12 protein-coding genes and 1 tRNA gene are annotated in these 13823 nt (G+C 69.8%); 9 read left to right on the top strand and 4 right to left on the bottom strand.

The genetic code is table 11. From position 1 onward, the window contains the following. Nucleotides 1-63: 63 nt before the first annotated feature. A complete protein-coding gene (locus tag DFO65_RS13205; RefSeq protein ID WP_113904905.1) occupies nt 64-1926 on the bottom strand; it encodes an NAD-dependent epimerase/dehydratase family protein in 1863 nt (620 codons plus the stop codon). Between the two features lie 302 nt (nt 1927-2228). Between DFO65_RS13205 and DFO65_RS13200 the strand changes: the two genes are divergently transcribed. From DFO65_RS13200 to DFO65_RS13190, 3 genes are all read left to right on the top strand, one after another. Continuing rightward, nucleotides 2229-3332 (top strand): glycosyltransferase family 9 protein, encoded by a 1104-nt coding sequence (locus DFO65_RS13200; protein WP_245940756.1) that lies wholly within the window; start codon nt 2229-2231, stop codon nt 3330-3332. After that, nucleotides 3329-4285 carry a glycosyltransferase family 9 protein gene (locus DFO65_RS13195; protein WP_113904904.1) on the top strand — a complete coding sequence of 319 codons (957 nt, stop codon included), beginning with the start codon at nt 3329-3331 and terminating at the stop codon, nt 4283-4285. Before DFO65_RS13200 ends, DFO65_RS13195 begins: the two co-directional genes overlap by 4 nt. 127 nt (nt 4286-4412) lie before the next feature. Beyond that, entirely contained in the window at nt 4413-4595 is a 183-nt protein-coding gene (locus DFO65_RS13190) for an antitoxin (RefSeq protein WP_113904903.1), read from the top strand. An 89-nt stretch (nt 4596-4684) separates the two neighbouring features. On the opposite strand, the gene DFO65_RS13185 is transcribed toward DFO65_RS13190, so the two are convergent. Then, complete coding sequence (locus DFO65_RS13185) at nt 4685-7222, bottom strand: UvrD-helicase domain-containing protein (protein WP_113904934.1); 2538 nt, start codon at nt 7220-7222, stop codon at nt 4685-4687. A 151-nt stretch (nt 7223-7373) separates the two neighbouring features. Further along, the gene (locus DFO65_RS13180; RefSeq protein ID WP_113904902.1) at nt 7374-7793 is read right to left on the bottom strand and encodes a hypothetical protein; all 420 of its coding nucleotides are present in this window, start codon (nt 7791-7793) and stop codon (nt 7374-7376) included. A gap of 62 nt (nt 7794-7855) precedes the next feature. Between DFO65_RS13180 and DFO65_RS13175 the strand changes: the two genes are divergently transcribed. The 6 genes from DFO65_RS13175 (at nt 7856) to pth (ending at nt 12963) form a co-directional block, all read left to right on the top strand. After that, a tRNA-Gln gene (locus tag DFO65_RS13175) sits at nt 7856-7927 on the top strand. Between the two features lie 31 nt (nt 7928-7958). Further along, nucleotides 7959-9416: a bifunctional UDP-N-acetylglucosamine diphosphorylase/glucosamine-1-phosphate N-acetyltransferase GlmU gene (glmU, locus tag DFO65_RS13170; protein WP_113904901.1), complete on the top strand. Its 1458-nt coding sequence runs from the start codon at nt 7959-7961 to the stop codon at nt 9414-9416. Next, nucleotides 9409-10380: a ribose-phosphate diphosphokinase gene (locus tag DFO65_RS13165; RefSeq protein WP_113904900.1), complete on the top strand. Its 972-nt coding sequence runs from the start codon at nt 9409-9411 to the stop codon at nt 10378-10380. The genes glmU and DFO65_RS13165 overlap by 8 nt, the downstream gene beginning before the upstream one ends. Before the next feature lie 101 nt (nt 10381-10481). Further along, on the top strand, nt 10482-11465 hold the full coding sequence (locus tag DFO65_RS13160; protein WP_113904899.1) for an alpha/beta fold hydrolase: 984 nt from the start codon (nt 10482-10484) through the stop codon (nt 11463-11465). Between the two features lie 203 nt (nt 11466-11668). After that, nucleotides 11669-12265, top strand: coding sequence for a 50S ribosomal protein L25/general stress protein Ctc (locus tag DFO65_RS13155; RefSeq protein WP_113904898.1), 597 nt, complete (start codon nt 11669-11671; stop codon nt 12263-12265). Nucleotides 12266-12363: 98 nt separating this feature from the next. Continuing rightward, nucleotides 12364-12963 carry an aminoacyl-tRNA hydrolase gene (gene pth, locus DFO65_RS13150; RefSeq protein WP_113904897.1) on the top strand — a complete coding sequence of 200 codons (600 nt, stop codon included), beginning with the start codon at nt 12364-12366 and terminating at the stop codon, nt 12961-12963. 70 nt (nt 12964-13033) lie between these two features. On the opposite strand, the gene DFO65_RS13145 is transcribed toward pth, so the two are convergent. Continuing rightward, entirely contained in the window at nt 13034-13732 is a 699-nt protein-coding gene (locus DFO65_RS13145) for a rhomboid family intramembrane serine protease (protein WP_113904896.1), read from the bottom strand. Between the last annotated feature and the right edge of the window lie 91 nt (nt 13733-13823).

Below are 13823 nucleotides of genomic sequence, written 5' to 3'. Positions count from 1 at the left end.
TCCTTCACAGCGCCCGGACGCTGCACAAGGGGGCTTGACAAACGGATGCGGGCCGGGCGGGCCTCAGTAGTGGCCGGGCGGGTCGCTGCTCGGGAAGGACTCGTCGCCCCATTCGTCGGCGAGCGCGTCGTCGTGGGCCTTGCGATCGGCCGTGGTGCCCGGGCGCTCGGCCTCCCGCTCCGGCGCCGTCTCCGGAACGGTCTCGACGTCGTCGGCGTCGGGACCGGTGCCCTCGGGGTTCTCTGTCATGGCGGACTCCTCACTGTGCTCTTCTGCAGCCTGATCACGGGCGTGATCGGGGGTCTGTGGGGTGAAGGTCTCACGATCGTTGCGGAAGGCGCGGGCGCGGGCATAGGCGTGGACGTCCTCGAGGGCGTCGGCCTGCGCCAGTGCCCGCTCGGCCAGATCGCCGAAGACCTGGGGGTCGAGGCCCAGGAGCTCGGCGTTCGTCTCGAGGGTCAGCCAGCCTCCGCGCTTGCCCATCACGGCGCTGCGCATGAGCTCGGCCTCGAGCACGAGGGACATCGGGGAGCGCTCGACGACCCTGCCGTTGCTCTTCAGCCGGCCGAGCCGCTCGCCGACCCAGGACAGCGCCTGCCGGTAGGGCATCTGCTTCATGCCGAGATCGTGGATGAGATTCCGGAGGAACGAGCGCTCGAGACGGATCTCCTCGGCGATCTGGGAGAGGGTGGCGAAGACGGGCGTGTCCACGTACTCGGCCGCCATCCGCTCGATCCGCTCCACCCCGGCGGTGGCCCCGGTGAGGTGGTCGGACAGATAGAGGTTGAGGAGGTCGACGCTGACGGTGTCGGAGACGTTCGGACCGCCCCGGCGTGCGGCGGCGCCCACGGCCACCGGCTCCTCGACGGTGGACAGATGCCCGGTGTCGGGGTCGCGGGGGCGCAGCGGGACCGAGGCCGTGCCCGATCCGGCGATCATCCCCGAGAGGAGGATCCGCAGGGCGTCGGCGGCCGAGGTGCGGGGAGTCCAGCCGAGCTCCCGCTTCGCGGCGGCATTGTCCATCCGGGGAACCGACAGTGCCATGTCGAGCCAGCCCTCGTCCGCCGCGAGCAGTCTGGCCTTGTGCGCCCCGAAGACGAAGGCGCGGACCAGGCGCGGTGGCAGCTCGACGAAGCGGCCATGGTCGACGATGTCGGCGAGCTCCCGGGGGCCGAGGATGTCGTCGGCGCAGATGTTGAACGCCCCGGGGACCCGGTTGACGACAGCCGAGGCATACGCGGCGGCGAGGTCCTCGGCGGTCACCGCCTGGACCCCGCGCAGCCCCTTGGGCACGGGCAGGACCGGGGGTGCGAGGGCACCGAGGGTCTGCATCGGGATCCAGCGGCCGAGGAAGTACCGCTGGATCTGATGGGCGGCATCGGCCTGGAACACGAGGGCCGGGCGCAGCCGGGTGACGAGGACCTCGGGATGGGCGGCGGCGAACTCGTCGAGGACCTGTTCCTGGGCGGCCTTGTCGACGCTGTAGTGCGAGGAGGCGATTCCTCCCACCGGCCACGATTCGTCCCGGCGGTCCTCGCTCGAATCCGGTGAGTACGCGGCCCACGAGGAGGCGACGACGAGGTGGGAGACCCCGGCGTCCGCCGCAGCCCGAGCCACCCGCATCGTCCCGTCGACGTTGACCCGGCGCAGCAGCTCACGGTGCGTGTTCGGCTGGATGAGCCAGGCGAGGTGGACGACGGCGTCGACGTCGCGGAAGGCCTCGCGCAGCTCCTCGAGCGCCTGCTCCTCGGAGCTGGCCGCCGCGATGTCCACCGACGTCCACTCGCAGTCGGAGTAGGGGGCCACGGTGACGTCCGGCATGCGCCGGGCGATCCCGAGGACCTCGGTGACCTCGCGACGATCGAGGAGGGCCGTGAGCACCGCGGTGCCCGTGTTCCCGGTGGCTCCGACGACGGCAACGCGCATGGGTGCTCCTCAGCTGAAGACGGAGGGCTGGATGCCCGCCTGGTCCTATGCTTCACGGTACCCAGGTGCGCGCGGCTTGTCGATGGAGTGCAGCCGCGAGCGGACGGTCGCACCAGGGCGAGGCGGCGGTCGGACCAGGGCGAGGCGACGGTCGGACCCGCAGCGGTGGCCCCGCCGCGCCCGGGCCGGGTGGGAGCGCACTTGGGCGGCAGTCGGCCTTGCGGATACAGTGAGCACCGAGAGGTGGCGGCCGACACACCGGGAGTCCCGGACGGTCGCGGGATCCAGGGGAGGGGACAGCAGTGTTCATTGGAACAGCCGGTGAGAAGTTCTCCTCGATCGAGCGCATCGCGGTCCTGCGCGGAGGCGGACTCGGCGACCTGATGTTCGCGATGCCGGCCATCGACGCGCTCGCCGCCGCGTACCCGGGGGCCGCGATCACCCTCCTCGGCAGCCCCTCGCACCGTGCGCTCCTCGCCGACCGGCCGGGTCCCGTCGACGACGTCGTCGTCCTGCCCTGCTCCGAGGGCGTCCGGCCGGGACCTGAGGACCCCGAGGCGCTCGAGGAGTTCCGCACCACGATGCGCGCGCGCCGGTTCGACCTCGGTGTGCAGGTGCACGGGGGAGGACGGTTCTCCAACCCCTTCCTGCTCGGCCTCGGCGCACGCCACACTGTGGGCACCCGCACGGAGGACGCCGCGGCGCTCGAGCGGAACCTCACCTACCGCTACTATCAGCACGAGATGCTCCGGGCGCTGGAGGTCGTCGGCCTCGCCGGGGCCGGGGCCCGTCGCCTCGATCCGCAGCTGGCGGTCACCGCCGAGGAGCGCGCCACGGCTCTCGGCCTCAGGGACGGGCAGGCACCGGCGCTACTGACGATCCACCCGGGCGCGACCGACCCGCGTCGCCGGTGGCCCGTCGGCCGGTTCGCCGACGTGGCCGCCCGGGCGGTGGCCGAGGGCTGGCAGGTCCTCGTCGTCGGCGACGACGAGGACGCCGCGGCCGCCGTCGGGATCGTCGAACAGGCCGAGGGGCGCGCGCCGGGGACCGGGCCGGCGGCGATCTCGTCGCTGGCCGGTCGCCTCAGCCTCTCCGAGCTCCTCGGGGTGCTCGCCGTCAGCGACGTCGTGCTCGGCAACGACAGTGGACCCAGGCATCTGGCGTCCGCCGTCGGCACCGCCACGGTGGGCCTGTTCTGGGTGGGCAACCACATCAATGCCGGACCCTTCGGACGCAGCCGGCACCGGAGCCACCTGTCCTGGGTCACTCGCTGCCCCGAATGTGGAGTCGACGTCACCCAGGTCGGCTGGACCGCGGACCGGTGCGCCCACGACCCCTCGTTCATCGCCGACATCGGCCCGGACGCCGTCTGGGACGATGTGCGCTCCCTCGTCGTCGGTCCATGACGTCGCCCCCGACCGTGCTCGCGCTGCGCGCGCTCAAGCTCGGCGACCTGCTCGTCGCCGTGCCGGCGCTCAGGGGCGTGGCACGCGGCTTCCCGGAGCATCGGCTCCTCCTCGCCTGCGCCCCATGGCTGCGACCCGTCGCCGAGCTCATCGGGGGGATCGACTCCCTCGTGCCCACACCGACGGGCCTCGACGACCCCCTCGACGTGCCCGCCGGCAGCATCGACGTCGTCGTCAACCTCCACAGCAACGGCCCGGACAGCAGGGGCAGGCTCGAGGAACTGGGTGCACCGCTGCGCCTCGGGCACGCCGCACCCGGATGGGACGGACCCGAGTGGTGTGACGACATCCATGAACGGCGGCGCTGGGTGCGCATGGTCACCGCCCACGGACTGCCCGCGGAGGTCTCCGACTACCGCCTCGACCCGCCGGCGCTCGACGTCTCGGTGTTCGGCGCCGGCCCCGGTTCCGCCGTCGTCCACGTCGGCGCGTTCCACCCGAGTCGTCACTGGCCGGTGGAGAGATTCGCCGAGGTGGTCCGCAGCCTCGTCGCTCGCGGGCTCAGGGTGCTGCTCACCGGCAGTGCGGGAGAGCGCGGGCGCGCCGAGAGGGTCGCGTCGCTCCTTCCTGCCGAGCACCTCCGCGCCCGAGCCGTCCGAGTGGTGGCGGGCGAGATGTCCCTGCCGGAGTTCCTCGCCGTCATCGCCGGCGCCGATCTCGTGGTGTCCGCGGACACCGGGGCCGCGCACCTGGCCAGCGCCTTCGCCCGGCCGTCCGTGGTCCTGTTCGGGCCGGCCGCCCCGGAGCACTGGGGACCGCCGCCGGGCCCGCATCGGGTGCTCACCGACGCCCGGGCCCGCCGCGGGGACACCTTCGCCCAGACCCCTGATCCGGCGCTGCTCGCCGTGACCGTCGACGCTGTGCTCCGAGAGGTCGACGACCTGCTCGGCTGAGAGCGACGGGGACCCTGTGTGATCTCTGAGAGATGCCCGGGACGGGTGACGCGAGGCTCGGGGCCGTGGCAGGGTGGAGTCTGTCAGCGGGTTCGCCGAGAACCCTTGTCCGACGAAGGGAGACAGCATGGGATTCGACGATCTGATCAATCAGGCCAAGGACGCCTTGAGCAGCGATCAGGCAGAGCAGATCAGCGATCAGGGACTCGATCGGGCTGCTGACTTCGGCAACGACCTCTCCGGAGGCAGGTTCGGCGACCAGATCGACCAGGGTCGAGAGGCGGCCGACGGTCACGTCGGCACCGAGTGATCTCTCATCCATGCCGCGTCCGGCATGGAGGAGCGCCGGGGTGAATCACCATTCACCCCGGCGCTTCGCGATTCACCCGTCGTCCGGGGTCAGCCCAGCTTCTCGACCGGGGCGTAGCGCAGCAGCAGCCGCTTCGTGCCCAGCGAACCGAAGTCGACGACGGCGACCGCCTTGTCCCCGACCCCGTTGACCTCGGTGACGGTGCCCAGGCCGAAGGACTCGTGGGAGACCTTCTCTCCCACCTCGACGGAGATGGCCTCCCGGTTGGGGCGGATGCGGTTGGGGAATCCGGCCCCCGGCGACGAGGAGCTCGCACCCGACCGTCCCGACGAGCGCGAGGAGCCTGCGGAGCGAGAGCGGCCGGCCCCTGCGCCGAAGCCACCGGAGCCGAAGCCCGCACCTCCGCCCGAACCATAGCCCCCTGCGCCGAAGGAGGAGCCGGAGGCGCCGAATCCGCCGGCGAAGGATCCCGTGTTCTCCCAGGTGATGAGGGCCTCGGGGATCTCGGAGAGGAACCGGCTCGGCGGATTGTACTGGGGCTGCCCCCACATGCTGCGGGTCTCCGCCCGGGAGACGAGCAGTCGCTGTCTCGCCCGGGTGAGGCCGACGTAGGCGAGCCTTCGTTCCTCGGACAGCTCGCTGGGGGACTCGAATGCGCGGGCGTGCGGGAAGCTGCCGTCCTCGAGCCCGGTGAGGAAGACCACGGGGAACTCCAGTCCCTTCGCGGTGTGCAGGGTCATCAGCGTCACCTGGCCGAGGTCCGCGTCGGGGATCTGATCGGTGTCCGAGGCCAGGGCCACCTGCTCGAGGAACCGATCGATGGCCCCGGGGGCCGCGTCCTCGGTTCCGGACTCCTCGGCGGCGGTCGCCTCGGCGCCGGTGCCCGGCTGATCGGATGGGGCGGGCATCCCGGCCTCCTCGGGTTCTGCTCCCGGGGCGGACTCGCCGTCACGGACGTCCGTCGACTCGGCGTCGGCCGCGGAGGCCCGCGTCGCGTCGAAGTCCTCGGCCACGGCGACGAGTTCGGCGAGGTTGTCGACCCGCGACTCGTCCTGCGGGTCCGTGCTCTTCTGCAGGGACTCGAGGTACCCGCTCTGTTCGAGGATCGCCTCGATGACCCGGGAGACCGGCGCCGCCTCGGCGGTCGCGGCGAGATCGCGCAGCAGTTCGTGAAACCTGCGCACCGAGGTCTTCGCCCGCGGGCTGAGCAGGTCGATCTCGTCGAGACGAGCGAGCGCTGCGGAGAAGCTGATGCCCTCACGATCGGCGAAGTCGGCGATGATGCCCTCGGTGCGGTCGCCGATCGAGCGCTTGGGCACGTTGAGGATGCGCCTCAGATTGACGTCATCGTCCGGGTTCGCCACCACCCGCAGGTAGGCCAGGGCGTCCTTGATCTCCTTGCGCTCGTAGAAGCGGGTCCCGCCGACGACCTTGTAGGGGATGCCGGAGCGCACGAGCGCGTCCTCGATCGCCCGCGACTGCGCGTTCGTGCGGTAGAACACCGCGAAGTCCCCGTACGTGTAGTGCTCGTCGTCGATGAGCTTGTCGATGCGGTCGACGATGAACCGGGCCTCGGCCTGCTCGTTCTCGGCCACCCAGCCGACGATCGGCTCACCGGTGCCCGCGGACGTCCACAGGCGCTTCTCCTTGCGGTCCTGGTTGTTGGCGATGACGGCGTTCGCGGCGTCGAGGATGTTCTGGGTCGAGCGGTAGTTCTGCTCGAGCAGGACCACCTCGGCGGTGGGGAAGTCCTTCTCGAACTCGACGATGTTGCGCACCGTCGCCCCGCGGAACGCGTAGATCGACTGGTCGGCGTCGCCGACGACGGTGAGCTCGGCGCCGTCCGGCCCACCGGAGCCGTCCCCGGCCAGCGCGCGGATGAGCGCGTACTGCGCGGGGTTGGTGTCCTGGTACTCGTCGACGAGGATGTGGCGGAAGCGGCGACGGTAGGAGTCGGCGATCTCCGGGAAGGCCCCGAACAGATGGACCGTCTCGGAGATGAGGTCGTCGAAGTCGAAGGCGTTGGCCAGGCGGAGCCGGGAGGTGTAGCGGCGGAACACGTCGGCGAGGACCTCGTCGGCGGGATTGTTCGCCCGCGGGGTGAAGTCGTCCGGCGTCTGCAGCTCGTTCTTGAGATTGGAGATCCGGTGGAGGATGGCGCGCGGAGCGTACTTCTTCGAGTCGAGACCGAGCTCCTTGAGGATCTGCGCGACCAGCCGCTGCGCGTCCTGGGCGTCGTAGATCGTGAAGTTCGAGTTCCTCTCCAGCACCTTGGCCTCGCGGCGCAGGATCCGCACGCACGAGGAGTGGAACGTCGAGACCCACATCGCCCTCGACGCCGGCCCGATGAGCGAGCCGATGCGCTCGGCCATCTCCTTGGCCGCCTTGTTCGTGAACGTGATCGCGAGGACCTCGCCGGGATGGGCGCGACCGGTCGCCAGGGCGTAGGCGATGCGGCGGGTGAGCACGGTCGTCTTGCCCGAACCGGCGCCCGCGACGATGAGGAGGGCCGAGCCCGTGTGGGTCACCGCCTCCCGCTGGCGCGGATTGAGTCCGGACAGGAGCTCGGTGAGGACCGAATCCGCTCCGGCACCGGTGTCTGAGGAGTTATCAGCTGCATAGATCATGTCCGGAACAACGATACCGTCCGGGTCGGACACGAGCGCACCCGCCGAGTCCACCCGAGGCAGCTCACGCACTCCCGTGGCACCATGACGGCGGCCCCGTCTCCCTCGCGAGGGAGACGGGGCCGCCGTGGTGCCGGAAGGGAGGAGCCGCTCAGACGAACACGGCCACGAGGACGTTGACGATCGCGAACGCGAAGGTGAGGTGCGCCATCGTCGCCGAGGGGTTGGCGACGACCGCGGTCGTCGCACCGGCTGCGCCCGCCGACCCGAGAGCCGCACCGGCGGCTGCGTCGGGAGACGCGACGGCCTTCTGCCTCCGGTTGCCGATGAAGGCGAAGACGGTGACGAGGATCGCGACGACGAGCTTGATGCCGACCTTCATGTGGTTGACCTCGTCATCGCCCATCTCGGCGATGCCCACGAGGAGCAGTCCGGTGACCAGCTGCAGGTACGATGCGTGGAGCATTCCCGGCAGGACCCGAGGGGAGCGGATGACCGTGAAATAGCCGCCCACGATGATCGCCATGCCGATCAGGTGGAGGGACAGTAGTATCTCGCGCAGAATTTCCATACCGTTCATCGTAGTGGCATGATGGATTCTCGTGAGCGCGGGCCCTTCATGGTGCACGCTGTTCCGCCCTGGTGTAATGGCAGCACGCCGGCCTTTGGAGCCGTGCAGTATAGGTTCGAATCCTATGGGCGGAGCTTGCCCAATCCGACTTGCGGGGGAACAAGAATGTCACAGACCCGACCCAGTGCCGTGATCGTCCTGGCCGCGGGCCAGGGCACGCGGATGAGATCGACTCTGCCGAAGGTCATGCACCCCATCGGCGGCCGGTCCCTCCTCCACCACGCCATCGCCGCCGCCTCCGGCACCCGGCCCGAGCACCTCGTCGTCGTCGTCCGGCACGAACGCGACCAGCTCGTCGCGCACCTGCAGTCCCTGCCGGAGACCTCCACGCAGACCGTGCTCATCGCCGACCAGGACGAGGTCCCCGGCACCGGTCGGGCGACGGAGTGCGCGCTCAGCCAGCTGCCCGAGGACCTCTCCGGCACCGTCGTCGTCACCTACGGCGACGTCCCCCTGCTCACCGCCGAGACGATCGCCGGCCTCGTCGAGATCCACGAGAGCTCCCACAACGCCGTCACCGTCCTCTCCGCCGAGGTGGACGACCCGACCGGCTACGGGCGCATCGTCCGCGACGCCGCGGGCTCCCTGCTGCGCATCGTCGAGCACAAAGACGCCACCGACGAGGAACGGGCGATCCGGGAGATCAACTCCGGCATCTACGCCTTCGACGCCGCCGCGCTGAGGCAGGGGCTGGCCTCGCTGACGACCGACAACGTCCAGGGGGAGAAGTACCTCACCGACGTCATCGGCTTCTCCCGGCAGGAAGGGCTGGCCGTCGCCGCCACCGCCACGGACGACCTGTGGCAGGTCGAGGGCGCCAACGACCGGGTCCAGCTGGCGAAGCTGGGCAAGGAGCTCAACCGCCGCATCGTCGAGAAGTGGATGCGCGCCGGCGTCAGCGTCATCGACCCGGAGACCACCTGGATCGACGTCGACGTCTCCCTGTCCGAGGACGTGACGATCCTGCCCGGCGTCCAGCTCCTCGGCGCCACCGACGTCCATGCCCACGCCGTCATCGGCCCCGACTCGACGCTCAAGGACACCGAGGTGGGCGCAGGCGCCCAGGTCGTGCGCACCCACGCGGAGCTCGCCGTCGTCGGTCCCGGAGCCTCGGTCGGGCCGTTCGCGTACCTGCGTCCCGGCACCCGCCTCGGCGAGGACGGGAAGATCGGCACGTTCGTCGAGACGAAGAACGCGGACATCGGCACCGGAGCCAAGGTCCCCCACCTGTCCTACGTCGGCGATGCCGAGATCGGGGAGGGCACGAACATCGGAGCCGCCTCGGTGTTCGTCAACTACGACGGCGTGAGCAAGCACCGCACCGTCATCGGCAGACACGCACGCCTGGGGTCGGACAACATGTACGTCGCCCCGGTGACGGTGGGCGACGGCGCCTACTCGGGTGCGGGCACCGTGGTGCGCAAGGATGTCCCTGCAGGAGCGCTCGCCATCACCGTGGCCCCGCAGCGCAACCTGGAGGGGTGGGTCGAAGCCAATCGCCCCGGCACGCCTGCAGCGCAGGCGGCCGCGGCCGCATCCGAAGGGGAACCGGCAAGTGAATGAGATAACGACGGCGGGCGAGAAGAAGCTCGTCCTGGTCAGCGGGCGCGCGAATCCCGAGCTCGCCGAGCAGGTCGCGGAGAATCTGGGGACCGAACTGCTCCCCACCGACATCTACAACTTCGCCAACGGCGAGATCTACGTCCGGTTCTCCGAATCAGTGCGCGGCTGCGACGTCTTCGTCCTCCAGTCCCACTGCTCGCCGATCAACGAGTGGCTGATGGAGCAGCTGATCATGGTCGACGCCCTCAAGCGCGCCTCGGCCAAGCGGATCACCGTCATCGCCCCGTTCTTCCCGTACGCGCGGCAGGACAAGAAGCACCGCGGACGCGAGCCCATCTCCGCCCGCCTCGTCGCTGACATGTACAAGACCGCCGGCGCGGACCGGATCATCACCGTCGACCTGCACACCGCGCAGATCCAGGGCTACTTCGACGGCCCCGTCGATCACCTCATCGCCATGCCGATCCTCGCCGGCTACGTCAAGGACAAGTACCCCGGCGACCTCGCCGTCGTGTCCCCGGACGCCGGGCGCATCAAGGTGGCCGAGAACTGGTCGGCGTCGCTGGGCGGGGTGCCGCTGGCATTCATCCACAAGACCCGCGACATCACGCGCGCCAACGAGACCAAGGCCAACCGCGTCGTCGGCGAGGTCGAGGGTCGTACGTGCATCCTCGTCGACGACATGATCGACACCGGCGGCACGATCGTCCAGGCCGCGGACGCCTGCATGGCCGCCGGGGCGAACAACGTCGTCATCGTCTCGACGCACGCCGTGTTCTCCGGACCGGCCGTCGAGAGGCTGTCGAACTCCGTGGCCGAGGAGGTCATCGTCACGAACACGCTGCCGCTGCCCGACGACAAGACCTTCGACAAGCTCACCGTGCTGTCGATCGCCCCGCTCATCGCGCGCGCCGTCCACGAGGTCTTCGAGGACGGCTCGGTGACCAGCCTCTTCGACGTCTGAGCGACACCCGCCCTCCGCACGGACCCCGAGCAGCGGCTCGGGGTCCGTTGTCGTGTCAGGGGTTGGACCTACACTGGAGGCACGCGAGCGAAGGGAACAGGATGTCGTCCCACGATTACAACCGCTACAAGCTGGCCGTGCCCGGAGGCGACCTCAGCGTCGGTGTCTGGGAGCCGGGTCCCACCGAGCCGGGGCGGGTTCCCACCGTCTGCGTCATCCACGGCATCACCTCCAACCACCTGTTCTTCGCGGGGCTGGTCGCCGCCCTGCCGGGCATCCGGGTGATCGGTCCCGACCTGCGCGGACGCGCCGACTCCCACCACCTCGCCGGCCCCTACGGGATGCGGGTCCACGCCGAGGACGTGCGCCGGGCGGTCGAGGAGTTCGCCGACCCCGGACCGGTGACGCTCGTCGGCCATTCGATGGGCGGGTTCGTCGCGATGACGCTGGCCGCCGCCGACGATGCCGGCGACCGGTTCCGCGGCCCCGTGCTCATCGACGGGGGCCTGCCGCTGCCGATTCCCGACGCCGAGGACTCCGCCGGCCGGTCGATCCACCCGCTCGACGACCTCAACGACGTCGACCTCGACACCGACGACCTCATCGCCGCCGTGCTCGGGCCCGCGGCCGAGCGGCTGAGCATGGAGTTCGACACCGTCGAGGACTATCTCGCCTATTTCGCGGCGCACCCGGCCTTCGTCGAAGGACTCGATCCCGTGGCGGCCGAGAGCTTCGTCTACGATCTCGCCGCGAAGGACGACCACCGGTTCCAGCCCTCGACGCCCGTCGAGGCGATGCAGGCCGACTCGGCGGACATGTACACCGGTGCCGACTACCGGGACGCACTTGAGCGGGTGATGGCCGAGCGGCAGGAGGACGTGACGTTCCTCGTCGCCGAACGGGACCTCCTCGCCTCCGAACCGGGGATCTACCCGCCGAGCCTCCTCGAGACCTACCGGAGGACCTGGCCGCGGATGGACATCGTCGAGGTTCCGGGAACCAACCACTACGACATCCTGCTCAGCCCGGTCGGCATCGACGCGTGCGCCGAGGCGGTTCTCGGGACCCTCCCGCCCGCGGAGTGAGGCGGCGCCACTCGAGGCGCACGGAATTGGACTGTGGGGCGGGGTCGATTAGACTGGTGTGGTTGCCTCGGCGAGGGAGACTGTCGTCTCCGTTATCGACGCGGTCCGGATCCACCTTCGCGAATGCCCCCCTGTGCGCATGCGGAGTGAGGATTGCGGCTGTTTCGCCGTGGTGCGTCCAATGAGCACACCAAGGAGAGAAAATGGCTGACTTCACACTCACCGCCGAACCCCGGAACGAATTCGGCAAGGGCGCGGCCCGCAAGATCCGCCGCGCCGGTCGCATCCCCGCGGTCGTCTACGGCCACGGCGGCGAACCCGTCCACATCTCGCTCGAGGGCCACGCCACCATGCTGGCCCTCAAGCACGCCAACGCGCTGCTCGAGATCAAGAGCACCGACGGGTCGAAGAACGTCCTCGCGATCGCCCGCGACGTCCAGATCGAGCCCGTGCGCCGGGAGATCGAGCACCTCGACCTCATCGTCGTCAAGCGCGGCGAGCTCATCGAGGTCGACGTCCCGATCCACGTCGTCGGCGAACCTGCTCCGGGCACCATGATCTCGCAGGAGGAGTCGACCATCGTCATCAAGGCCGACGCCACCAAGCTGCCCGAGGTCATTGAGGCCTCGGTCGCCGGGCGCACCGTCGGCGAGCACGTCCTCGCCAAGGAGATCGAGCTGCCCTCGGGCGTCGAGCTCGTCTCCGACCCGGAGCTCCTCGTCGTCAACGTCGCCGAGCCGACCCGCGAAGAGCCCGAAGAGGGCGCGGAGACCGAGGGCGAAGAGTCCGAATCCGAGTGATCCACCGGCGCCGAGTCGCCTCGGCGCGGTGAGAACCGTGACGGCGGGCCATGTGCGAACATGGCCCGCCGTTCGTGAGCGGAAGCGAGTGAGGAGCGATGGCGAACGACGCATGGCTGGTCTACGGTCTCGGCAACCCGGGGCGTGAGTACGAATCCACCCGGCACAACATCGGGCAGATGGTCGTCGCCGAGCTCGCAGGACGGATCGGCGCGGGACTGGGCCGAAGCAGGCAGCGCGCCCGCGTGGGCACCGGTCGCCTCGGCTCCGGCGCGGTTCCCGGCCTGCCCGGACCGCGAGTCGTGCTCGCCGTCTCGACCGGGTACATGAACGACTCCGGCGGTCCCCTGCGCCGACTCATGGACTTCCACTCGATCCCGGTCGAGAGGACCATCGTCGTCCACGACGACGTCGACCTGCCGTTCGACACGATCAGGGCGAAGCTCGGCGGGGGAGAGGGCGGGCACAACGGCCTGCGCTCCATCTCCTCGGTGCTGGGCACCCGCGACTACGTGCGCATCCGCGCGGGCGTCGGACGGCCGCCCGGACGACAGGAGACGGCCGACTACGTCCTCCGGCCCTTCTCCAAGGACGAGCGCACGGTCCTGCCCATCTTCGTCTCCGACTTGGCCGACGCGGTGGAGCTGTGCATCGCCGAGGGCCTGCTCACCGTCCAGCAGAGGTACCACTCGCGCTGAACCGCCGGGTCCGGGACCCGGCGGTTCAGCGGCGGTTCAGGACTGGCTGCGGTTCAGGACTGGCGGCAGTTCAGGACTGGCGCGCTCGACGGTGGACGAGGCGTGCGGCGACGAGGCCGCCGATGAACCCGAACAGGTGGCCCTGCCATGAGACGCCGTTGGCCTGCGGGAGCATGCCGAACACCATCGCGGCTCCGTAGGTGACGAAGACGAAGAGTCCGATCGCGAAGTAGATGATCTTCCGGAGCAGATCGTCGACGTACCACGTGCGCATGGCGAGGTAGCCGAAGAAGCCGAAGACGATGCCCGAGGCGCCGACGATGTGGTGGCCGGGCAGGGTCGTCAGCCAGGCGCCGAGTCCGGACACGAGCGCGGTGATCGCGGAGACGGTCCAGAATCTGCGCGACCCCTCCATCGCGATGAAGATTCCGAGGACGAGGAACGGGAACGTATTGGCCGTGAGATGGTTGAAACCCGAGTGGAGCAGCGGCGAGGTGACGAGACCGTAGAGGGACAGCGGGTTCCACGACTCGAGTCCGAAGAGATCGAAGTCGACGGGCAGGAGTGTGTCGACGATCTCGACGACCCACATGATCGCGAGGAGCACGAAGACGGGAACGAACCGCGACAGCCCGTGGTCACCGTCGAGCACGCTGCGCAGGCCGGCGTTCTGCGCTCCGACCTGCGATGAGGGTCGGGGTGCGGAATCAGTGCCGAACAGGTACCGTGTCTCAGCGGCGGAGAATTGCGGGGACTGATGGGATCTCATACTCCGATTGTCCTCGATGAAGTTTGGAGAACCCCGAACGACAGCGGGTCGGAGGCAATCGTTTCCGATCCGTTAGACGTGTTATCGGATC

Origin of the sequence: Brevibacterium sanguinis (genome assembly GCF_003315415.1) — a bacterium.
GTDB lineage: Bacteria > Actinomycetota > Actinomycetes > Actinomycetales > Brevibacteriaceae > Brevibacterium > Brevibacterium celere_A.
Note: the sequence above shows the minus strand (reverse complement) of the source record. Positions and strands in the feature narration are given on the sequence as shown.

Excerpts from the sequence above, each read along its gene's own strand:
- DFO65_RS13180 (WP_113904902.1), bottom strand. The coding sequence starts at position 7,793 with ATGGAAATTCTGCGCGAGATACTACTGTCCCTCCACCTGATCGGCATG.
- DFO65_RS13155 (WP_113904898.1), top strand. The coding sequence starts at position 11,669 with ATGGCTGACTTCACACTCACCGCCGAACCCCGGAACGAATTCGGCAAG.
- glmU (WP_113904901.1), top strand. The coding sequence starts at position 7,959 with ATGTCACAGACCCGACCCAGTGCCGTGATCGTCCTGGCCGCGGGCCAG.
- DFO65_RS13195 (WP_113904904.1), top strand. The coding sequence starts at position 3,329 with ATGACGTCGCCCCCGACCGTGCTCGCGCTGCGCGCGCTCAAGCTCGGC.
- pth (WP_113904897.1), top strand. The coding sequence starts at position 12,364 with ATGGCGAACGACGCATGGCTGGTCTACGGTCTCGGCAACCCGGGGCGT.
- DFO65_RS13205 (WP_113904905.1), bottom strand. The coding sequence starts at position 1,926 with ATGCGCGTTGCCGTCGTCGGAGCCACCGGGAACACGGGCACCGCGGTG.
- DFO65_RS13185 (WP_113904934.1), bottom strand. The coding sequence starts at position 7,222 with ATGATCTATGCAGCTGATAACTCCTCAGACACCGGTGCCGGAGCGGAT.
- DFO65_RS13190 (WP_113904903.1), top strand. The coding sequence starts at position 4,413 with ATGGGATTCGACGATCTGATCAATCAGGCCAAGGACGCCTTGAGCAGC.
- DFO65_RS13145 (WP_113904896.1), bottom strand. The coding sequence starts at position 13,732 with ATGAGATCCCATCAGTCCCCGCAATTCTCCGCCGCTGAGACACGGTAC.
- DFO65_RS13160 (WP_113904899.1), top strand. The coding sequence starts at position 10,482 with ATGTCGTCCCACGATTACAACCGCTACAAGCTGGCCGTGCCCGGAGGC.